The organism is Kitasatospora sp. NPDC101157 (assembly GCF_044768255.1).
In the GTDB taxonomy this organism is placed as follows: Bacteria; Actinomycetota; Actinomycetes; order Streptomycetales; family Streptomycetaceae; genus Kitasatospora.
Window position 1 is genome coordinate 551,899 of record NZ_JBIWPL010000002.1, and the last position, 23,055, is coordinate 574,953.

Annotated in this window: 8 protein-coding genes; all 8 read left to right on the forward strand. The window is 74.8% G+C overall.

The annotated features are described in order from the left end of the window. Positions 1-169: 169 nt before the first annotated feature. The 8 genes from ACIRVF_RS05855 to ACIRVF_RS05890 all read left to right on the forward strand — a co-directional run bounded on the left by ACIRVF_RS05855 (position 170) and on the right by ACIRVF_RS05890 (position 23,053). A complete protein-coding gene (locus ACIRVF_RS05855) occupies positions 170-1,417 on the forward strand; it encodes a helix-turn-helix domain-containing protein (protein ID WP_402814230.1) in 1,248 nt (415 codons plus the stop codon). Positions 1,418-1,507: 90 nt separating this feature from the next. Continuing rightward, entirely contained in the window at positions 1,508-1,957 is a 450-nt protein-coding gene (locus ACIRVF_RS05860; protein ID WP_402814233.1) for a cobalamin B12-binding domain-containing protein, read from the forward strand. Continuing rightward, on the forward strand, positions 1,954-4,359 hold the full coding sequence (locus ACIRVF_RS05865) for an amino acid--tRNA ligase-related protein (protein WP_402814236.1): 2,406 nt from the start codon (positions 1,954-1,956) through the stop codon (positions 4,357-4,359). The genes ACIRVF_RS05860 and ACIRVF_RS05865 overlap by 4 nt, the downstream gene beginning before the upstream one ends. Next, a complete protein-coding gene (locus tag ACIRVF_RS05870) occupies positions 4,356-5,714 on the forward strand; it encodes a glutamate synthase-related protein (RefSeq protein ID WP_402814237.1) in 1,359 nt (452 codons plus the stop codon). Before ACIRVF_RS05865 ends, ACIRVF_RS05870 begins: the two co-directional genes overlap by 4 nt. Further along, a complete protein-coding gene (locus tag ACIRVF_RS05875) occupies positions 5,707-6,996 on the forward strand; it encodes an MFS transporter (RefSeq protein WP_402814240.1) in 1,290 nt (429 codons plus the stop codon). The genes ACIRVF_RS05870 and ACIRVF_RS05875 overlap by 8 nt, the downstream gene beginning before the upstream one ends. Before the next feature lie 162 nt (positions 6,997-7,158). Beyond that, a complete protein-coding gene (locus tag ACIRVF_RS05880) occupies positions 7,159-7,374 on the forward strand; it encodes an MbtH family protein (protein WP_402814243.1) in 216 nt (71 codons plus the stop codon). A 37-nt stretch (positions 7,375-7,411) separates the two neighbouring features. After that, on the forward strand, positions 7,412-10,573 hold the full coding sequence (locus tag ACIRVF_RS05885; RefSeq protein ID WP_402814246.1) for an amino acid adenylation domain-containing protein: 3,162 nt from the start codon (positions 7,412-7,414) through the stop codon (positions 10,571-10,573). Between the two features lie 204 nt (positions 10,574-10,777). After that, positions 10,778-23,053 (forward strand): amino acid adenylation domain-containing protein, encoded by a 12,276-nt coding sequence (locus tag ACIRVF_RS05890; protein WP_402814248.1) that lies wholly within the window; start codon positions 10,778-10,780, stop codon positions 23,051-23,053. The last annotated feature ends 2 nt before the right edge of the window (positions 23,054-23,055 follow it).

Here is a 23,055-nt window from a genome sequence, read left to right on the forward strand (position 1 = left end):
GCGGTCCGCTCGGGCGGTTGTTTCGCAACTCTCCGTGTTCGTCTGGTTCCGCCGCTGCGGGCATCCTTGCAGTTCAGCCATTGAACCCCCGGTTTCCGAGGCGCGTTGTCGGAACTGAAGGTCATTGACTGTGTGCGGGGAGGGATCCGGGACGATGCTTTTCGGGGAGATGTTGCACGGGCACCGCAAGCGCCGGGGGTTGACGCAACGGGAGCTGGCCGATTTGGCCACCCTGAGCGTGCGCGCGGTACGGAACCTGGAGCGGGGCGGGGCGCTGCGGCCGCGACGGGAGACGGTACGGCTGCTGGCGGAGGTGCTGCGACTCAGTGCCGAGCAGCGGGAGCAGTTCGAGTCGGCGGCGTTCCCCGAGGCGCTGGACGCCGGTCCGTGGGAGTCGCTGGTCGCCCCGCCGCCCGCGCCGACCACGCCGCTGGTCGGGCGTACGGTAGAACTCAACGCGCTGGTACGACTGTTGACCGATGACGGGCATCGCTGCCTGAAGGTGGTCGGGCCGGCCGGGGTGGGCAAGACCCGGCTGCTGCAGGAACTGGCCGGGGAGCTGTACGGGCGCTACGAGTGGCCGGCGATCTGGTGGACGGGCGAACCGGGCGCCGCGGCGGAGCTGGCCCGGACGGTCGGCGACCGGGACGTCCTGCTGGTGGTGGACGGCCCCGCGGCGGACCCGGCCGACCTGGCCGCGCTGTCGCGGCGCTGCCCCGGCCTGCGGATCGTGGCCGCGAGCAGGCGGCCGGAGCCGGACTCGGACGGGCCGCTGCGCGCGGTGCCGCTCGGCGCCCTCGGACTGCCGCCGGAGTACGGCCCCGAGGGCACGGCGGACCCGGAGGCACTCGGCAAGTACCCGGCGGTGCGGGTGCTGATGTCGAACGCCCGCAGGTTCGTACCGTCCTTCCGGCTCGATCCGCAGACCGCCGACGCCGTGGTCACCATCTGCCGGCGGCTGGACGGCCTGCCCCGCGCGCTGGAGCACGCCGCCGAGTGGCTGCTCACCTTCCCGCCGTCCGACCTGGTCGAGCTGGCCCGGCAGGACCCGCTGACCCTGGCTTCCTCACCGGCGGCCCCCGGCAGCACCGACACCACCCGGGCGGAACTCTTCGACAGCCTAGCCTCGCTGACGCTGCCTCAGCGCTCCCTCCTGGAGCAGCTGGCCCGCCGCCCCGGCCCCTGGACGTCGGCGGACGGCACGGGCCAGGCCCCGGCGGACCCCGGGACCGTCCGGGCCGTGTACGCGCTCCACCTCCGCGGCCTGCTGCGCAGCGATTCCGGGATGCTGCGCTCCCGCTTCACCGTGCTGAACCTGGTGCGCGCCCTGTGCGAGTCGGAGGAGCGGCAGTGCGCTGCGGAAGGTTCCGCCGGGCTGCCGCAGGGACTGCCCTTGGTCGGCCACCGGCCCGCGTAGGTTCACGTCACAGCACGGCGGAACGCCGTCCCGATCGGGCGGCGGCCGTCACCCCATGGCCGAACGACCGGCTGGATACGAGGAGTTGACGTGTACGAGACTCGGGCCGGGGTCGCCGGCCGGCGGCTGAGCACGCTGGTCTCCGGGGTGGTGTCCGACGCCCACACCTGGAACCTGGTCTTCCTTCAGCTCTACCTGGAGGAGCTGGGGCACACGGTGGCCAACCTCGGCCCCTGCGTGCCCCCGGAACTGCTCGCGGACGAGTGCGTCCGGCGCCGGCCCGACCTGGTGGTGCTCAGCAGCGTCAACGGGCACGGCTTCCAGGACGGCGCCCGGATGATCAGGGAGCTCCGGTCCCGGCCCGAGCTCGCCGCCCTGCCGGTGGTGATCGGCGGCAAGCTGGGCACCGCAGGGGTCGCGGACCGCGAGCGCTCCGCGGCCCTGATGGACGCGGGCTTCACCGCGGTCTTCGAGGACGCGCAGGGGGCCCGGGAGCTCCAGGCCTTCGTCGGCGCGCTGCCGGGCCGGAGCGGGCGGTGACGGGGGCCGTGCGGCAGGCGGCCGCAGAGCCGGCGCCGCTCGGGGCTGCCTCCGGGTTCGGCGGCTTCGTGGCCGCCGCTCGGGCGCGCGGCCAGCTCGTGGTGCAGCCCCGGATGGGCTTCGCCGACCCGGCCGCGATGCGCGCCGGACTGCTGGCCACCCGCGACGCGGCGGCCGTCACCGTCGGCACCGTCACCCTGGACAGCTACACCCGCATCGGCGACCACGACGCCGCCCGGGCCGCCCTCGCCGCCGGGGCGCACATCAACGGATACCCGCTGGTGGCGCACCCGCTCGACGTGACCCTGGACATGCTCGACGGCGTCCTGGGCGCCGCCTTCCCGGTCCAGGTCAGACACGGCTCGGCCCGGCCGCAGGGCATCGTCTCCGCACTCGCGGCGGCCGGACTGCACGCCACCGAGGGCGGCCCGGTCTCCTACTGCCTGCCGTACGGCCGGGTGCCGCTGCGTGAGTCGGTGACCAACTGGGCGGAGTCCTGCCACCTGCTGGCCGAACTGCGCACGGCCGGCCGGGAACCGCACCTGGAGACCTTCGGCGGCTGCATGATGGGCCAGCTCTGCCCGCCGTCACTGCTGGTCGCGCTGAGCGTGCTGGAGGCGCTGTTCTTCTGCCGGCACGGCATCCGCGACGTCTCGCTCAGCTACGCCCAGCAGACCAGCCCCGAGCAGGACGAGGAAGCCGTCTCCGCGCTGCGCAGGCTGGCCGCCGAACTGCTGCCCACCCCGCACTGGCACGTCGTGCTCTACACCTACATGGGCGTGTACCCGTACACCCCGCAGGGCGCGGCCGACCTGCTGGCCGCCTCCGCGCGACTGGCGGTGCGCTCCGGCGCGGCCCGTCTGATCGTCAAGACCTCGGCGGAGGCGTTCCGCATCCCGACCGTGGCCGAGAACACCGCGGCCCTGGAACTGGCCTCCCGGGCCGCGGCGGGTGCCCGTCCGCTGCCCGGCGCCGGGCCCGCCCGCGACGACGGCAGCGGCGACGACGGGGGAGAGACCTATGCCGAGGCCCGCGCTCTGATCGATGCGGTACTGGACCTGGACGAGGACCTCACCCGCGCCCTTCCGCTGGCCTTCGACCGGGGCCACCTCGACGTGCCGTACTGCCTGCACCCCGACAACCGGGGCGCCGCCCGCAGCCGGATCGACGCCGACGGGCGGCTGCGCTGGACGGCCGTCGGGAGGATGCCGATCCGCGGCGCCGGCGCGGACCCGTCCCACCGGATGTCCTCGACGCAGCTGCTGACCTCGCTGTCCTACGTCAGGCAGCGCTTCGACCGCACCGAACTCGACACCTCCGCGGCGGCGGCCCCCGGCCCCGCCCTGCCGACCACGACCACGACCACCCCGACCCTGATACCAACTCCGAGGAAAACCATGGCACTTCAGGACGGACACGCCGGAACCGCACTGCCCGCGCCCGGGCAGCACCTGTCCTCCCCGACCACCCGCGCCGCGCTGCGCGTGCAGCACCGGCTGCTGTCCGCGGCCCGGGAGCACCTGCGCGCGGCCGGCTTCACCGAGCTGCTGCCGCCGATCATCGGCCCGGTCACCGACCCGGGCAACCGCGGCGCCAAGCAGGTCGACATCGACTACTACGGCCACCGCTACAAGCTGATGACCAGCGCCATCCTCTACAAGCAGGCCTCCCTGCTGGCCTTCGACAAGATCTTCTACGTGGCGCCGAACGTCCGCCTGGAACCGGTCGAGACCGCCTCCACCAGCCGTCACCTCACCGAGTTCCACCAGCTCGACGTCGAGGTCGCCGGGGCCACCCGTGAGGAGGTGCTGAGCCTGCTGGAGGGCCTGCTGCGGCACATGGTGGGCGAGGTCGTCCGCACCGGCGGCGAGGACCTCGCCGCCCTCGGGCGGGACCCGCAGGCCTTCGCCGACCTGCTCGCCCCGAGGCCCTTCGACCGGCTGGCCCACTCCGCCGCCGTCCAGAGCCTGCACGAGGTCGGCCACCCGCAGAGCCCGGACGCCGAGATCGACTGGGCGGGCGAGGCGCTGCTGTCCGAGAAGTCCGCCGCGCCGTTCTTCGTCACCGACTACCCCAAGGGCTCCCGCGGCTTCTACGACCGCGAGAACCCGGAGAACCCCGGCGAGCTGCGCAACTTCGACCTGATCGCGCCCGAGGGCTACGGCGAGCTGTGCAGCGGCAGCGAGCGCGAGTACGACTACCAGCGGATCGTCACCCGGATGCGCGAGACCGGCGAGAACCCGGCCAAGTACGGCTGGTACCTGGACCTGGTGCGTGAGGGCATTCCGGCCAGCACCGGCTTCGGCCTGGGCATCCAGCGGCTGACCCGCTACGTGGCGGGGCTGGACCAGGTGTGGCAGGCCAGCGCCTTCCCGAAGCTGGTCGGGGTGGTGTCGCCGTGACCACGGTCTCCGCCGCCGGGCTGCCCGAGCAGGCCGTACGGGCCCGCGCCCGGCACGGCGCCGCCGCGGCCTTCCCCGACGTGGGGCGTTACGGCGCCGTCCTGCTCGGCTCCGGCTCCCACGACGCCTCGTACGGCCCCGACGGCTCGTACGGCCCCGACGGCTCGTACGGCCCCGACGGCTCGTGCGGCCACGAGGCCGACGCGCTGGACCGCGCCCGCCTGGTGCCGCCGGTGTTCGTCCCGCGTCGTCTGGAGAAGCTGATCGAGCTGGCCCGCGAGCCGCTCTTCTCCGACGTCGAACTCACCACCGCCGTCGGCGGGTTCACCGCCCCGATGCCGGTCTACGTCTCGGCCTTCGGCTCCACCGCCGCCGCCGGGGTCTCCCTCGGCGCCGCCGCGGCGCGCCAGGCCGGACGGCTCGGCCTGCCGTTGGTGATCGGCGAGAACGTCGTCCCGGTCAGCGGCTACGGGCGCCAGGAGGGGCCCGGCCGGCACTCGATGCTCGCCCGGATCGCCGCCTACGCCGCCGAACTGCCCGACGGGCTGGGCGGGGTGGTGGTCCAGCAGAGCACCGAGGACGCCGACGCCGAGGTGTGGAACCTGGTCTACAGCGACCCCTCCACCCGGGGCCTGCTGGAGTCCGGGCGGCTCGCCTTCGAGCTCAAGGTCGGCCAGGGCGCCAAGCCCGGCCTCGGCGGCATGACCGTCGTGCCGCGCGACGAGGCCGCCCGGCTCGCCGACCGCTACCAGCTCCAGGAGGTCTACGGGCCCGGCACCGACCGGGTGCTGCGCAGCAGCAGCCCCGGCACCTTCACCGACGAGGTGCTGCGCCAGCAGATCCGGCTGATGCGCAACAACTTCCCCCGGGCCCGGGTCTGGGTGAAGCTGCCGCCCGCCCGGGACGTCGCGGCCGCGGCGGCCGTGGCCTGGGCGGCCGGCGCCGACGCCGTCACCGTGGACGGCGCGGAGGGCGGCTCCGGCTGGGCCCCGTACGCCTTCCTCGACCACGTCGGGCTGCCGCTGGCCGAGTGCCTGCGCCGCATCGGCCGCCCGGCCGGCTGCCTGCTGGCTTCCGGCCGGATGTGGGAGGGCGCCCGGGCGGTCAAGGCACTCGCCCTCGGCGCCACCGCGGTCGGCCTGGGCCGCGCCGCCCTGCTCGCCGCCGACGAGGACCCGGACGAGGGCCTGGTCCGGCTGCTGGACTGCCTGGCCCTCGAACTGCGCATGCTGATCAGCGCGCTGGGCGTCTACCGCCCGGGCGACCTCGGACCGGCGGACCTCTGGCTCGACCAGGGACCCGCCACCGCTGGAGCGGACGCCGCGACGTCCGAGAGGGAGGACCGGCATGTCTGACACCACCACGGTGGCGGCCCCGGAGACGCCCGAGTACACCTTCCGGAAACCGACCCAGCCCGGCTACCTCGGGTTCGCGGCCTCCGCCGGGCTCTCCTCGCTCGGCGACGCCGCCTGGTTCGTCGGGGTGACCGTCGCCCTCACCGACCTGGTCTCCCCGGCCGTCGCGGGCACGATCCTCTCGCTCTGCTCGCTCCCGCAGCTCGCGGGACTGCTGGTCGGCGGGGCGGTCGCCGACCGGGTGGGGCACCGCCGGGTCATGTTCACCGCCGACGTGCTGCGCTGCGCCGTCCTGCTGGTCGCCGGCGTGGCCGCGTTCACCGTTGACCTGCCGATCCCGGCGATCATCGCGGTGCTCGTTGCACTGACCGTGCTCGGTGCCTTCTTCGACCCGGCCTCGGGAGCGCTGCGGCCCGAACTGCTCCCACCGGACCAGATGCTCCGGGGCAACTCGATCTTCCTGCTCGGCTCGCGCGGCGGACAGGCGGCCGGTGGCCCGATCGGGGCGGCACTGATGGCCGCGGGCGGGTTCGCGGCGGTGGCCGTCTTCGACGCGGTCAGCTTCGCGGTCTCCGCGCTGGCCGTACGGATGACCGGGCCGGTCAAACGGATCAGGGCCGCGGAGCCGGCCGAACCGGGGCCGGCCGCCGAACGCGACCCGGCCGCACCCGGACGGCTCCGACGGCTCGGCACCGAGATCCGGTTCGGCCTCAGCTACGTGGGCGCCCAGCGGGACCTGCTCTGGCTGATCGTCATCATCGGGATCAGCGAACTGGCCTGCTCCGGTCCGGTCAACATCGGCCTGGTGCTGATCGCCCAGGAGCACGGCTCCGCGACCGGCGCGGGCGTGCTGCTCACCGCCTTCACCATCGGCGCCACCGGCAGCTACCTGCTGACCTCGGTGTGGCCGATCCGCCGCCGGGCCGGGCTGATCGCGGTCGCCGGACTGGCCGCCCAGGCCCTGCTGACCGGGATCCTCGGGTACCTCTCCGCCTTCCCCGCCACGCTCGCGGTCTACCTCGGGCTGGGCATGCTCTCCGGGTTCATCGGGAACGTCTTCTTCTCGCTGATCCAGCGGTGGGCCGCCAAGGAGGTCCGCGGCCGGGTGATGTCCGTGCTCAACGTGCCGCTGTTCGTCGCCGCTTCGCTCGGCAACATGGTGATGGGCGTGATGGTCCAGAGCCTCGGCATGGGGACGACCTTCCTGGCCCACGGGCTGCTGGACGCCCTCGCCGTCCTCATCGCCCTGCGGCCGGCGATCCGCTCGGCCCACCTGTCCTGACGCCCGTACGGGCTCGGGCGGAACGCTCCGCCCGACGGCGGCAGCGACCCCGTCCTGAGTGCCGGTCAGCTGCCGCCCGCAATTCCCTCGGCGCCCGATCCGCGCGCCTACGGTGATTCCACCGCCACCCCCTTCCGAATCGGCATCCGCCGGAGGTCAACCATGTCCGCGTCCAACCCCTTCGAGAACGCCGAAGCCCGCTACTGGGCGCTGGTCAACGACGAGGGCCAGTACTCGCTCTGGCCCACGAGCATCGCCGTCCCCGAGGGCTGGTCGGTGGCCCACGGCGAGGCCTCGCGCCAGGAGTGCCTCGACCACATCGAGACGGCGTGGACGGACCTGCGCCCCGCCTCCCTGCGCGCCCTGCACACCGCGTAGCCGGCCGCACCCGTCCGACCAACTCTGAGGAGCACCTGTGATCCCGTTGTCCTACACCCAACGGCGGCTGTGGTTCATCAACCGCCTGGAGGAGGCGGGCGCTTCGTACCACGTCCCGATGGCGATCCGGGTCCGCGGTGAACTGGACACCGCCGCCCTGGACGCCGCGCTGACCGACCTGGCCGCCCGGCACGAACCGCTGCGGACCTTCTACCCCGAGGTGGACGGCGAGCCCGGCCAGCGGATCGTGGACGCGGACGAGGTGCGGATCCCCCTCGCCGTCCGGCACTGCGCCGCCGCCGACCTGGACAAGACGATGGCCGCCGCCGCGCAGCAGGGCTTCGACCTGTCGGCCGAACTGCCGCTGCGGGCCTACCTGTACGTCGTGGCCCCGGACGAGCACGTGCTGCTGCTGGTCACCCACCACATCGCCACCGACGCAGGGTCGCTGGGTCCGACCCTGCGGGACCTCGGTACCGCGTACGCCGCCCGGAAGGCGGGCACCTCCCCCGCCTGGGAGCCGCTGCCGGCCCGGTACTCCGACTACACCCTGTGGCAGCGTGACCTGCTCGGCGCCGAGGACGACCCCGAGAGCCTGATAAGCCGTCAGCTCGCCTACTGGAAGCGCACATTGGCGGGAGCGCCGGAGGAGCTGGCGCTGCCGGTCGACCGGCCCCGGAGGGCCGAGCCGAGCCACGAGGGCACCGCGGTCGAGTTCCGGGTCGGCCCGGCCACCCACCGGGCCCTGAACGACGTGGCCCGGGAGTGCGGCGCGACCATGTTCATGGTGCTCCAGGCCGCCACGGCCGTTTTGCTCTCCCGGATCGGCGCCGGTCAGGACCTCCCGATCGGCACCCCGGTGGCCGGCCGCACCGACGAGGCGCTGACCGACCTGGTCGGGTTCTTCGTCAACACCCTGGTGCTGCGCACCGACGCCTCGGGCGACCCGGAGTTCCGCCGGCTGGTCGAACGCGTCCGGGACGCCGACCTGGAGGCCTTCGACCACCAGGACGTGCCGTTCGAGCGGGTGGTGGAAGAGCTCAACCCGGAGCGGAACCTCGCCCGCAACCCGCTGTACCAGGTCACCCTGCTGGTGCAGGGCGAGTCCGACCCCGCCGTCGAACTCCCGGGCCTGGGCGCCGAGTGGTGGCTGCTCACCGACGACGGCGCGAAGTTCGACCTGACCGTCGACTTCAAGGAGTCGTTCGGCCCGGACGGCGCGGCCCTGGGCATGGACGGCATGCTGGTCACCGCCAACGACCTGTTCGACCCGGCGACCACGCGGTGGCTGGCCGACGGCATGAACCGGCTGCTCGCCACCGTCGCCGCCGACCCCGAGGTGCGGGTCTCCGCGGTGGACCTGCTGACCGAGGAGGACCAGCGGGCCTTCGAACGGCGCAACACCGCCGGGCTGCCCGTCGCCGCGGACGCCACCGTGCACGGAGCGGTCGAACGCCGGGCGGCCGAGGCCCCCGACGCGCCGGCCCTGGTCTGCGGCGAGCGCACGCTGAGCTACGGCGAGCTGAACGCCGGGGCCGACCGGGTCGCCGTGCGGCTGCGCGAGCGGGGCGTGCGGCGCGGCGAGGTGGTGGCGGTCCTGCTCGCCCGCGACCTCGACCTGCCCGTCGCGGTGCTGGGCGTGCTCAAGGCGGGCGCCGCCTACACCCTGTTGGACCCGGACTTCCCGCTGGCGCGCTGGCGGGCCGTCATCGAGGAGTCCGGTGCGGTCGCGGTGCTCACCGACCGCTCCGCCGCGGACCTCGGCGGCCTGGGCACGCCGGTGGTCGGCCTGGCGGCCCCGCAGGGCAGCGGGCCGTCCGGGACGCAGGTGCCGGAGGAGGCCGGGCCGGACGACGCGTTCTGCGTGATGTTCACCTCCGGCTCCACCGGCCGCCCCAAGGGAGTGGTGGCGACCCACCGCGCGCTGCTGGCGACGCTGCAGGGGCAGGAGTTCGTGGACTTCGCGCCCCGGCACGTCTGGCTCCAGTGCTCCCCGGTCTCCTGGGACGCCTTCGCGCTGGAGCTCTTCGGGCCGCTGCTCTCCGGGGGGCTCTGCGTGCTGCACCCGGGCCAGCGCCCCGACCCGGCGGTGATCGCCGCCGAGGTGCGGCGTCACGGGGTGACCACCGTGCACCTGTCGGCGAGCCTGCTGAACGTCATGGTCGACTCCTACCCGGCGATGTTCGACCGGGTCGAGCAGGTGATGACCGGTGGAGAGGCGGCCTCGCTGCCGCACATCGCCCGGTTGCTTCAGGACCGGCCGGGCCTGCGGGTGGTCAACGGGTACTCCCCGGTGGAGAACATGATCTTCACCATGTGCCACACGGCCGTCCCGGACGACCTGACCACCGGCTTCACCCTGCCGGTCGGTCGGCCGCTCCCGGGCAAGCGGGTGTACGTCCTGGACGAGCGGCTGCGGCCCGCCCCGGCGGGTGTGGCCGGGGAGCTCTACATGGCCGGGCCGGGCCTGGCCCGCGGCTACCTCGGCCGTCCGGGCCTGACCGCCGAGCGCTTCGTGGCCTGCCCGTTCGCCCCCGGCGAGCGCATGTACCGCACCGGCGACGTGGTGCGCTGGCGCCGCGACGGCGTGATGGAGTTCCTCGGGCGTGCCGACTCCCAGGTGAAGGTGCGCGGTTTCCGGGTCGAGCCCGGGGAGGTCGAGGCGCTCCTGGTCCGTGATCCGGCCGTCTCCCAGGCCGCCGTGGTGGTGCACACCGACGCGGAGGGCGACCGCCGCCTGGTCGCCTACGTGGTGCCGGCGAGCCCGGGCGCGACGGTCGATCCGGCCGCCCTGCGAGCCGGCCTGGAGCGGCTGCTGCCCGAGTACATGGTGCCCTCGGCGGTGACGGTGCTCGACGCGCTGCCGCTGACGCCCAACGGGAAGCTGGACCGCGCCGCGCTCCCGGAGCCGGTGTACGCGGCCGCCGGGTCCGGCCGGGCGCCGCGCGACCGGCGCGAGGAGCGGCTCTGCGCGCTGTTCGCCGAGGTGCTCAAGCTCGACGCGGTGGGCATCGACGACAGCTTCTTCGACCTCGGCGGGCACTCGCTGCTGGTCACCCGGCTGATCAGCCGGATCCGCACCGAGCTGGACGTCGAACTGGGCATCAAGGACGTGTTCGAGGCCCGGACCGTCGCCAGGCTCGCCGAGCGCGCCTCGACCGCCCGGCGGGCCAGGCCCGCGCTGCGGTCCCGCGCGTAGCACCCGCCCGGGCCGGACGGGACCACCCCGTCCGGCCCGGCCTCCGGGACCGTCCGGTTCACCCGCCCCGCGCCGCGCCGCACCGCCCCGCACCGCACCGCCCCTTCCCGGCCCGTACCGACGGCCGCGCCGGCGCCCCGCGCGCCCGTCACCAGTCATCAGCAGCTCGGGCCGACGCCCCGGCAACATCAGGAGCAGCCACTCATGATTCCTCTGTCCTCAGCCCAGCGGCGCCTGTGGTTCCTCAACCGGATCGACCCGGACAGCGGCAGCTACAACGGTCCGAGCGCCTGGCGGGTCCGCGGCCCGCTGGACGTCGCGGCGCTGCGGGCCGCGCTGGCGGACGTGGTGGGGCGCCACGAGGCGCTGCGCACCGTCTTCCCGGAGACCGACGGCGTCCCGTACCAGCAGGTGGTGGGGGCGGGGCAGGTGCGGATCGACCTGGCCGTCCTGCCCTGCGCGGAGCCCGACGTCACCGCGGCCGTCGACCGGGAGGTCCGGCGCGGCTTCGACCTCGCGGTCGACCTGCCGGTGCGGGCCTCGCTCTTCGAGCTGGGGCCGGAGGACCACGTCCTGCTGCTGGTGGTGCACCACATCACCGTGGACGGCTGGTCGCTGGGCCTGCTGCTGCGCGACGTCGCGACGGCGTACGGGGCGCGCCTGGCCGGCCGGGAGCCGGACTGGGAGCCGTTGCCGGTGCAGTACTCCGACTACGCGCTCTGGCAGCACGAGCTGATGGGCTCCGAGGACGACCCGGACAGCCTGGTGTCGCGCCAACTTGCCTTCTGGAGCCAAACCTTGGCCGACCTGCCGGAGGAGCTCCCGCTCCCGGCGGACCGGCCGCGCCCCGCCGAGCCGTCCCACCGGGGCGGGATCGTCGACCTGGCGCTGGACGCAGAGGTGCACGCACGGCTGCTGGCGCTGGCCCGGGAGCGCGGGGCGACCCTGTTCATGCTGCTCCAGGCCGCGTTCGCGGCGACCCTCGCCCGGCTGGGCGCCGGCACCGACATCCCGGTCGGCACGCCGGTGGCGGGCCGCACCGACGAGGCGCTGGACGAGCTGGTCGGCTTCTTCGTGAACACCCTGGTGCTGCGCACCGACGTCTCCGGCGACCCGCGGTTCGACGAGCTGCTGGACCGGGTCCGGGACGCGGACCTCGCCGCCTTCGACCACCAGGACGTCTCCCTGGACCGGCTGGTGGAGCTGGTCAACCCGGTGCGCTCGCCCGCCCGCAACCCGCTCTTCCAGGTGATGCTCGTCCTCCAGGACGTATCCGAGAACACCCTCGGCCTGGCCGGCACCGCCACCGAACAGCACCTCTTCTCCTTCGACTTCGCCAAGTTCGACCTGAGCGTCGTCATCGCCGAGCACCATACCCCGGAGGGTGCACCGGCCGGTTTCACCGGCTCCCTGGAGTACGCGGCCGACCTCTTCGACCGGGCCACCGGGGAGCGGATCGTGCACGCCCTGCGCAGCGTGCTGGTGGCCGCGGCGGCCGACCCGCAGGTCCGGGTCTCGGGCGTGGAGCTGCTCTCCGCAGCGGACCGCCGGGCGATCGAAGGGTGGAACGACACCGGCCGCGAGGTCTCGACGGACACGCTGGCCGCGCTGTTCGAGGCCCAGGTGGAGCGCTCGCCGGAGGCCGTCGCGGTGGTCTTCGAGGACGAGGAGTTGTCGTACCGGGAGCTCAACGCCCGGGCGAACCGGCTGGCCCGCCACCTGGTGGCGCACGGCGCCGGCCCGGAGCGGCTGGTGGCGCTCGCACTGCCCCGCTCCGTCGAACTGCTGACGGCCGTCCTCGCGGTGGGGAAGGCGGGCGCGGCGTACCTGCCGGTCGACCCCGACTACCCGGCGGACCGGATCTCCTTCATGCTGCGGGACGCCGCGCCGGTGCTGCTGGTCACCGACTCCCCGGTGCTGGCCGGCCTGCCCGCGCTGCCCGACGCCCCGGTGATCCGGCTGGACGCGGCGGCCCCCGAGCTGGCCGCCCTGGCCTCCCACGACCTGGCGGACGGTGACCGGCTCGCCCCGGTGGATCCGCGGCACGCCGCGTACGTGATCTACACCTCCGGCTCCACCGGCCGCCCCAAGGGCGTCGTGGTCCCCCACACCGGCCTCGCCGCCTTGGCCGGCTCGCACATCGAGCACCTCGCGGTGGACGGCGACAGCCGGGTGCTGCAGTTCGCCACGATGAGCTTCGACACCGCGGTCTCCGAACTGGTCACCGCCCTGCCCGCGGGCGCGGCCCTGGTCATGGCCCCGCGCGACGCGATCCAGCCCGGGGAGCGGCTGGCCACCCTGCTGGCCCGCGAGCGGATCACCCACGTCACCCTGCCCCCGGCGGCGCTCGCCCAGCAGCCGGCCGTCGGCGGACTTCCGGACGGCACGACGCTGATCGTGGCGGGCGACGCCGTCCGGCCGGACGTGGTCGAACGCTGGTCGGCCGGCCGCCGGATGATCAACGCGTACGGGCCGACCGAGGCGACGGTCTGCACCAACCTCAGCGCTCCGCTGACCGGCGCCGAGAAGCCCCCGATCGGCGGGCCGCTGTGGAACACCCGGGCGTACGTGCTGGACGCCCACCTCAATCAGGTGCCGGTCGGCGTCGCGGGGGAGCTGTACCTGGCCGGGCCGGGCCTGGCCCGCGGCTACCTGGGCCGGCCGGGCCTGACCGCGGAGCGCTTCGTGGCCTGCCCGTTCGCCCCCGGCGAGCGCATGTACCGCACCGGCGACGTGGTGCGCTGGCGGGCCGACGGGCAGCTGGAGTTCGTCGGCCGGGCCGACCACCAGGTCAAGCTGCGCGGCTTCCGGATCGAGCCCGGCGAGATCGAGGCGGTGCTGGGCCGCCATCCGTCGGTGGCCCAGTCCGTGGTGGTGCTGCGCGAGGACCGGCCGGGCGACAAGCGGCTGGTGGCCTACGTGGCCATCGCCGAGGGCGCGCAGGCGGACGGCCGGGAGCTGCGGCGCCACGTCGGGGAGAGCCTGCCGGAGTTCATGGTCCCCGCCGTGGTGGTGGTGCTGGACGCGCTGCCGCTGACCCCCAACCGCAAGGTCGACCGCAAGGCCCTCCCGGCCCCCGACTACACCGGCTCGGCCACCGGCTCGGCCACCGGCCGGGCGCCGCGCACGGCGCGCGAGGAGATCCTCTGCGGCCTGTTCGCCGAGGTGCTCGGGGCCGGGTCGGTCGGCGTCGACGACAGCTTCTTCGACCTCGGCGGCCACTCCCTGCTCGCCGTCCAGCTCATCAGCCGCGTCCGCACCGCCCTCGGGGCCGACCTGGCCATCCGCGACCTGTTCGACGCGCCCACCGTGGCGGGCGTCGCCGAGGCCCTCACGGACGGTGCGACGGCCCGGGCGCCGCTGGCACCGATGCCACGCGACGGCGACATCCCGCTGTCCTTCGCCCAGCTGCGGCTCTGGTTCCTGGCGCAGGTCGACCGGGCCGGCGAGGCCTACAACAGTCCGCTGGCGCTGCGCCTGCGCGGCCGGGCGGACGTCCCCGCCCTGACGGCCGCGCTGGCGGACGTGGTGGAGCGGCACGAGGCGCTGCGCACGGTGTTCCCGTCCGTGAACGGCGCGCCGTACCAGCAGGTGCTCGACCCGGACGCGCCGCAGCTGCGACTCGCCCACCGGCTGTGCGAGTCCGCGGAGGCGCTGCGCTCGGCCGTCGAGGCGGAGGCCGGGTACGTCTTCGACCTGGAGTCCGAACCGCCGCTGCGCGCCACGCTGTTCTCCGCGTCCGACGAGGAACACGTGCTGCTGCTGACGCTGCACCACATCGCCGTGGACGGCTGGTCGGCCGGCCCGCTGCTGCGCGACCTCGCCGAGGCCTACGGGGCGCGCCGCGCCGGCCGCGCGCCCGAGTGGCGGCCGCTGCCGGTGCAGTACGCCGACTACGCCCTCTGGCAGCGCCGGCTGCTCGGATCCGAGGAGGACCCGGACAGCCTGGTCTCCCGCCAACTCGACCACTGGCGGAAGGAGTTGGCCGGTGTTCCGGAGGAGCTGGCGCTGCCGGCCGACCGCCCCCGCCCGACCGAGCCCTCCTACCGCGGCGGTCTGGTCGACCTGGACCTCGACCCGCACCTGCACCGGGAGTTGCTGGCTCTCGCCCAGGAGCGCGGCGTGACCCTGTTCATGCTGCTGCAGGCCGCCTTCGCGGTGACCCTCGCCCGCCTCGGCGGAGCCACCGACCTCCCGATCGGCACACCGGTGGCCGGCCGCACCGACGAGGCGCTGGACGACCTGGTCGGCTTCTTCGTCAACACCCTGGTGCTGCGCACCGACCTCTCCGGCGACCCGCGCTTCACCGAGTTGCTGGAGCGGATCCGCGACGTCGACCTCGCGGCCTTCGAGCACCAGGAGATCCCGCTGGACCGGCTGGTGGAGCTGGTCAACCCGGTCCGCTCGCCCGCCCGCAACCCGCTCTTCCAGGTCACGCTGGCCCTCCAGGGCGGAGGCCAGGGAAGCCCCGAACTGCCCGGCTTCGAAGCCCAGTTCGAGGACCTCGGCTGGCACTCCGCCAAGTTCGACCTGGCCCTCGTGGTGGTCGACCGGCGCGCCGCGGACGGCGCGGCCGACGGGCTCGGCTGCTCGCTGGAGTACGCCGCCGACCTCTTCGACCGGGAGACCGCCGAGCGGCTGCTCGGCTGCGTCGCCCGAGTGCTGGCCGCCGCCGCGGACGACCCCGGGGTGCGGGTCTCGGCGGTGGACCTGCTCTCCGCCGAGGACCGCGGCGCGATCGAGGCGTGGAGTGCCACCCTCCGTCCGGTGCCCCGGGACGCCCTGGCCGAGGGCGAGCCGGCGACCGGCCGGGCGTACGTGCTGGACGCCTGGCTGAACCCGGTACCGGTCGGGGTCGCGGGCGAGCTCTACCTCGCCCGGCCCGCCACGGCGCCGGACGCCGACCGGCTCACGGTCAGCCCGTTCGTCCCGGGAGCGCTGCTACGCCGCACCGGCTCGCTCGCCCGCTGGCGGGCCGACGGCGAGCTGGAGCCGGTCGAGCGCGCACCCCAGCAGGCCGGGCCCGAGGACGGACCCGCCGCACCCCTGGGCGCGCTGCCGCGCACCGCCCGCGAGGAGATCCTCTGCGGCCTGTTCGCCGAGGTGCTCGGCGCGGCTTCGGTCGGCCGCGACGACAACTTCTTCGCCCTGGGCGGCCACTCGCTGGTCGCCGTCCAGCTGATCAGCCGGGTCCGTGCCGTGCTCGGCGCCGAACTGGGCATCCGTGCCCTGTTCCGGGCGCCGACCCCGCGCGGGGTCGCCCAGCTCCTGGACGCGCAGCGCAGCGCCGCGCGGCCCCCGGTGCGCCCGCTGGCCAGGGGCGGGTCCGTCCCGCTCTCCTTCGCGCAGCGGCGGCTCTGGTACGTCTCCCAGGTCGACCGGGCCGGCGCGGCCTACAACAGCCCACTGGCGCTGCGGCTGCGCGGGAGCGTGGACGTCGCCGCGCTGCGGGCCGCGCTGGCGGACGTGGTGGGGCGGCACGAGGCGCTGCGCACCGTCTTCCCGGCGGTCGACGGCGAGCCCCACCAGCACGTGGTGGACCGGGTGCGGGCCGGCACCGGACTGCTCACCGTGGCGCGCTGCACCCGCTCAGGGCTGCGCCGGGCGGTGGCGGAGGCCGCCGAGTACGTCTTCGACCTGGAGCAGGAGACCCCGCTGCGGGCCTCGCTGCTCTCGGTCTCCGACGAGGACCACGTCCTGGTGCTGACCCTGCACCACATCGCCTCCGACGGCTGGTCGCTGGGCCTGCTGCTGCGCGACGTGTCGACGGCGTACGGGGCGCGCCGGGCGGGCCGCACGCCGGACTGGCAGCCGCTGCCGGTGCAGTACGGCGACTACGCGCTGTGGCAGCGCGCGCTGATGGGCTCGGAGGACGACCCGGAGAGCCTGGTGTCGAGCCAGCTCGCCTACTGGCGGGAGGCGCTGGCCGACCTCCCGGAGGAGCTGGAGCTGCCCGTGGACCGGCCGCGCCCGGCCGAGCCGTCGTACCGGGGCGGGGTCGTCGGCCTGGAGGTGGCGGCCGAGGTGCACGACCGGTTGGTGGCGGTCGCCCGCGAGCGCGGCGTGACCCTGTTCATGCTGCTGCAGGCCGCGTTCGCGGTCACCCTCGCCCGGCTCGGTGCCGGCGCCGACATCCCGATCGGCACCTCGCTCGCCGGCCGCTCCGACGAGGCGCTGGACGATCTGGTCGGCGTCTTCGTGAACACCCTGGTGCTGCGTACCGACGTCTCCGGCGACCCGGCCTTCGGTGAGCTGCTGGACCGGGTCCGGGAAGCGGACCTCGCGGCCTACGAGCACCAGGACATCGCCCTGGACCGGCTGGTGGAGCTGGTGAACCCGGTCCGCTCGCCCGCCCGCAACCCGCTCTTCCAGGTGCTGCTCCAGTTCCAGAACAACGCCGAGGGAACGCTCGAATTCCCGGGCGTCGAGGCGGAGTTCGAGAACATCGGGTGGAACGCCTCCAAATTCGACCTGGCCCTGGTCGTCGCCGAACGGCGGGACGACCGGGACGCCCCGGGCGGCCTGGGCTGCTCGCTGGAGTACGCGGCCGACCTCTTCGACCGGAGCACCGCCGAGCGGCTGCTCGGCTGCGTCGCCCAGGTGCTGGCCTCGGTGGCCGCCGACCCGGAGGTCCGGGTCTCGGGCGTGGAGCTGCTCTCCGCAGCGGACCGGCGCGAGCTCGCGGCCTGGAACGAGACCGACCACCCGGTGGTGACGGACACGCTGGCCGCGCTGTTCGAGGCCCAGGTGGAGCGCTCGCCGGAGGCCGTCGCGGTGGTCTTCGAGGACGAGGAGCTGTCGTACCGGGAGCTCAACGCCCGGGCGAACCGGCTGGCCCGCCACCTGGTGGCGCACGGCGCCGGCCCGGAGCGGCTGGTGGCGCTCGCACTGCCCCGCTCCGTCGAGCAGCTGACCGCCCTGCTCGCCGTCGCCAAGTCCGGCGCCGCCTACCTGCCGATCGACACCGAGTACCCGCAGGAACGCAAGGCCTACGTCCTCCAGGACGCGGCCCCCGTGCTCGTCCTGACCGACGCCGTCGGCGCCGAGGCCCTGCCCGCGCCGGCCGACACGCCCGTGATCCGGCTGGACGAGGCGGCCGCCGAACTGGCCGGCCTGACCGGGCACGACCTGACGGACGGTGACCGGCTCGCCCCGGTGGACCCGCGCCAGGCCGCGTACGTGATCTACACCTCCGGCTCCACCGGCCGCCCCAAGGGCGTCGTGGTCACTCACACCGGGATCGCCAACCTGGCCGGGACGCAGGCGGACCGGTTCGGCGTCGAGCCCGGCGGCCGGGTGCTGCAGTTCGCCTCGCCGAGCTTCGACGCGGCCGTCTCCGAACTGGTCACCGCCCTGCTCACCGGCGCCACCCTGGTGCTCGCCGCGCAGGCCGACCTGACACCGGGCGAACCACTGGCCCGGCTGCTGGCCCGTCAGAAGGTCAGCCTGGTCACCCTGCCGCCGGCCGCGCTCGCCCAGCAGCCGGAGGCCGACGGGCTCGCCGACGCCAGCCTGGTGGTGGCCGGCGAGGCCGCCTCCGGCGAGGTGCTCGGCCGCTGGACGCTCGGCGGCCGACGGGTGGTCAACGCGTACGGGCCGACCGAGGCGACGGTCTGCGCGACCATGAGCCTGCCGCTCACCGGAGCCGGGAAGCCGCCGATCGGCGGACCGGCCTGGAACACCCGGGTCCACGTGCTGGACCAGTACCTCAACCAGGTGCCGGTCGGCGTGCCGGGTGAGCTCTACCTGAGCGGCCCCGGTCTGGCCCGCGGCTACCTGGGCCGCCCCGGCCTGACCGCCGAGCGGTTCACGGCCAGCCCGTTCACCCCCGGCGGCCGGATGTACCGCACCGGCGACGTGGTGCGCTGGCGGGCCGACGGCCAGCTGGAGTTCGTCGGCCGCGCCGACCACCAGGTCAAGCTGCGCGGCTTCCGGATCGAGCCCGGCGAGATCGAGGCCGCCCTCGGCCGTCACCCCTCCGTGGCCCAGGCCGTGGTGGTGCTGCGCGAGGACCGCCCGGGCGACAAGCGGCTGGTGGCCTACGTCACCACCGCCGAGGACACCGACGCGGACGCCGCCGAGCTGCGCCGGTCCGTCGCCGAGAGCCTGCCCGAGTACATGGTCCCCGCCGCCGTCGTGCTGCTCGACGCGCTGCCGCTGACGCCCAACGGCAAGGTGGACCGCAAGGCGCTGCCCGCACCGGAGTCCGCCGGTGCGCCCACCGGCCGCGGTCCGCGCACCGCCCGCGAGGAGATCCTCTGCGGCCTGTTCGCCGAGGTGCTCGGCGTGGAGTCGGTCGGTGTCGACGACAACTTCTTCGACCTCGGCGGCCACTCCCTGCTCGCGGCCCGGCTGATCAGCCGGATCCGGTCCGCCCTGAAGGCCGACATGACCATCCGCGACATGTTCGCCACCCCGACCGTCGCGGGCGTCGGCCGGGCGCTCAGCGAGGTCGACGCCGCGCGGCCCGTCCTGGCCCCGGTCCCGCGCGAGGGGGGCGTCCCGCTCTCGTTCGCCCAGCAGCGCCTCTGGTTCCTCAACGCGTACGAGGAGACCGGCAGCGTCTACAACAGCCCGGTCGCCCTGCGGGTGCGCGCCCGGGTCGACGTCCCCGCGCTGCGGGCCGCACTCGCCGACCTGGTCGAGCGGCACGAGTCCCTGCGCACGGTCTACCCGTCCGTGGACGGCACGCCGTACCAGCGGGTGCTGGAGACGGCCGAGGCCGCACCCGAACTGCGCCACCGCGCGTGCGGATCCGAGGAGGAGCTGCGCGCGGCGGTCGAGGCGGAGGCCGGACACGTCTTCGACCTGGAGGCCGAACTTCCGCTGCGGATGTCGCTGTTCTCGCTGTCGGACGAGGAGCACGCACTCGTCCTCGCCATGCACCACATCGCCGTCGACGGCGAGTCGGTGGGCCCGCTGCTCCGGGACCTCTCCGATGCCTACGAGGCGCGCCGCGCCGGACAGGAGCCGGGCTGGCAGCCGCTGCCGGTGCAGTACGCCGACTACGCCCTCTGGCAGCGCGCGCTGATGGGCTCGGAGGACGACCCGGAGAGCGTGGTCTCGCGCCAGCTCGCCTTCTGGCGGGAGGCACTGGCCGGCCTCCCGGAGGAACTGGCGCTGCCCACCGACCGTCCGCGTCCGGCCGAGCCCTCCTACCGGGCCGGGGTGGCGGGCCTGGACCTGGACGCCGAGGCGCACCGCCGGCTGCTGGCCGTCGCCCGCGAGCACGGCGTCACCCTGTTCATGCTGCTCCAGGCCGCACTGGCGGTCACCCTCTCCCGCCTCGGCGCCGGAACGGACGTCCCGATCGGCACCCCGGTGGCGGGCCGGACCGACGGCGCGCTGGACGACCTGGTCGGCTTCTTCGTCAACACCCTGGTGCTGCGCACCGACGTCTCCGGCGACCCGGCCTTCGGCGACCTGCTGGACCGCGTCCGCGAGGCGGACCTGGCGGCCTACGAGCACCAGGACATCCCGTTCGAGCGCGTGGTTGAACTCGTCAACCCGGTCCGCCGGACCGGCCGCCACCCACTGTTCCAGACCATGTTGTCGCTCCAGGGCGCGGGGGAGGGCGGCCCCGGCCCGCTGACGCGGCTCGGCGCCGAGCCCCTCGCCTCCGGCGCCCCCGGCGCGAAGTTCGACCTGTCCCTCGACCTGACCGAACGCTTCTCCAACGGCGCGCCGTCCGGCATCGGCTGCGCGGTGGAGTTCGCCGCCGACCTCTTCGACCAGGAGTCCGCGCAGGACCTGCTGCACCGCTACGTCCGGGTGCTGGAACAGGTGAGCCGCGATACGGAACTGACGGTCGGCCGGATCGACGTCCTGGCCGACCGGGAGCGCGAGGCGCTCCTGGACGCCTGGAACCGGAACCCGGCCGAAGCGCCGCACCGGAGCGCCGTCGAGGTCTTCGAGGCGCAGGCCGCGCGCACCCCGCAGGAGACCGCTGTCGTCCTCGGCGGCACCGCGCTGACCTTCCGGGAGCTGAACACCCGGGCGAACCGCCTGGCCCGGGAACTGCTGGCCCGCGGCATCCGCCCGGAGGACCGGGTGGCGGTGCTGCTGCCGCGCTCCACCGAGTCGGTCGTCGCCCTGCTGGCGATCCTCAAGGCCGGAGCCGTCTACGTCCCCCTGGACGCGGCGGCGCCGTCGGAACGGATCGCCGGGATGCTCGCCGACTGCGCGCCCGTCCTGGTGCTGTCCTGCTCGGAGGTCACCTCCCCGGACACCCCGGCCGCGGTCCTGCTCCTCGACCGGCACGCCGCGCTGACCGACGCCCACAGCGGCGAGGACCCCACGGACGAGGACCGGCCGGTGTGCCCGACCGGCGCGAACGCGGCGTACGTCCTGTTCACCTCCGGCTCCACCGGGCGCCCCAAGGGCGTCGTGGTCGAGCGGTCCAGTCTGGACAACCTCCTCCACCACTACCGGCGCACCATGTACGCCGACCACCTGGCCGCCACCGGCGCCACCCAGGTGCGGGTGGCCACCACCGCACCGCTGACCTTCGACTCGTCCTGGGTCGCCGTCCTGGCGGTGTTCGCGGGCCACCGGCTGCACCTGCTGGACGACGACCTGCGCCGGGACCCGGCCGCACTGGCCGACCACCTGCGGCGGGCCGGGGTCGACCTGCTGGACACCACGCCCAGCTACGCGACCGAACTGGTGGCCCACGGACTGCTGGCCGAGGACCCGGCCACCGGCCGCCCGGTGCTGCGCACCCTGAACGTCGGCGGAGAGGCCGTCACCGACGCCCTCTGGCAGGACATCCGCTCCCGCCCCGGCGTGGCCGGACTCAACACCTACGGGCCGACCGAGAACACCGTCGACGCCCTGATGGCCTCGTTCGCCGACGCGGACGCACCCGTGCTGGGCGAGGTCGTCACCAACGTGCGGGCGTACGTCCTGGACGGCACGCTGAACCCCGCCCCGGCGGGCGTGGCCGGCGAACTCTACCTGGCCGGCCCGCAGGTCGCCCGCGGCTACCTGGGCCGGCCCGGACTGACAGCGGAACGGTTCACCGCCTGTCCGTTCGCCCCGGGCGAGCGGATGTACCGCACCGGCGACGTGGTGCGCCGGCGCCGCGACGGACACCTGGAGTTCCTCGGCCGGGCCGACGACCAGGTCAAGATCCGCGGCTTCCGGATCGAGCTCGGCGAGGTGGCGGCCGCCCTGAGCCGGCACCCGTCGGTGGGCCGGGCGGTGGCGGTGGTCCGGGAGGACCGGCCGGGCGACAAGCGGCTGGTGGCCTACGTCGTCCCCGCCGAGGGCGCGGACGCCGATGCCGCCGAACTGCGGCGGTTCGCGGCCGAGAGCCTGCCCGAGTACATGGTCCCCGCGGCGGTCCAGCCGCTGGCCGCCCTGCCGCTGACCCGGCAGGGCAAGCTCGACCGCAGGGCGCTGCCGGTCCCGGTGGCCACCGGCGCACCGGCCGGCCGGCCGCCGCGCGACCAGCGGGAGGAACTCCTCTGCGGGCTGTTCGCCGAGGTGCTCGGCGTGGAGTCGGTGGGCATCGACGACAACTTCTTCTCCCTCGGCGGGCACTCCCTGCTCGCCGCGCGGCTGATCAGCCGGATCCGGGTCGGCCTGCGGGCCGACTACACCATGCGCGACCTGTTCACCGCCCCGACCGTGGCCGGCACGGCCGAGCGGATCGGCTCCGCCGAGACCGGGGTCGACCCGCTCGCGGTCCTGCTGCCGCTGCGCACCGAGGGCACCGAGCCGCCGCTGTTCTGTATCCACCCGGCCGCCGGGATCAGCTGGGTCTACTCCGGGCTGCTGCGGAGGATCGACGCCCGGCGACCGGTCTACGGCCTCCAGGCGCGCGGCCTGACCGAACCGGGCCACCGCCCGGCGGGGATCGAGGAGATCGCCGCCGACTACCTGGCCGAGATCCGGTCCGTCCAGCCGAGCGGCCCCTACCACCTGATGGGCTGGTCCTTCGGCGGAGTGGTGGCGCACGCCATCGCCGTCCGGCTCCAGGCCGAGGGCGAGCGGGTCGAACTGCTGGCCATGCTCGACAGCTACCCGCACGCCCCCGGCGAGCCGGGCGAGCCGGGCGAGCGGGCGGAGCCCGAGGCGCCGGAGACGCTGGCGGCGCTGCTCGACTCCCTCGGACAGCCGGCCGACGGCCCGCTGGACCCGGCGGCCTTCCGACGGGTGCTGCTCGCCGACGGCAGCCCGCTGGCCGGCCTGCCCGCGGCCCAACTGTCCGCGCTGCCGGCCGTCTTCGCGGACTGCTCGTACCTCGGCGACCGGGGCCCGGCCGGGCGGTTCGACGGCTCCGTCCTGCACTTCACCGCCACCGAGGGCCGGTCCGCGGACGCCCCGGTGGCCGAGGACTGGCTCCCGTACCTCACCGGGGCGATCGAGGTCCACGAGATCGCCTGCACCCACGGGGCGATGACCCGCCCCGAACCGATCGCCGCCATCGGCGCGGTCCTCGACGACCGGCTGTCCCGAACCACCGGCAAGGAGTAGCG

Bases quoted from the DNA above. Each gene is read 5' to 3' on its own strand.
- ACIRVF_RS05880 (WP_402814243.1), top strand. From the start codon at position 7,159: ATGTCCGCGTCCAACCCCTTCGAGAACGCCGAAGCCCGCTACTGGGCG.
- ACIRVF_RS05875 (WP_402814240.1), top strand. From the start codon at position 5,707: ATGTCTGACACCACCACGGTGGCGGCCCCGGAGACGCCCGAGTACACC.
- ACIRVF_RS05890 (WP_402814248.1), top strand. From the start codon at position 10,778: ATGATTCCTCTGTCCTCAGCCCAGCGGCGCCTGTGGTTCCTCAACCGG.
- ACIRVF_RS05855 (WP_402814230.1), top strand. From the start codon at position 170: ATGTTGCACGGGCACCGCAAGCGCCGGGGGTTGACGCAACGGGAGCTG.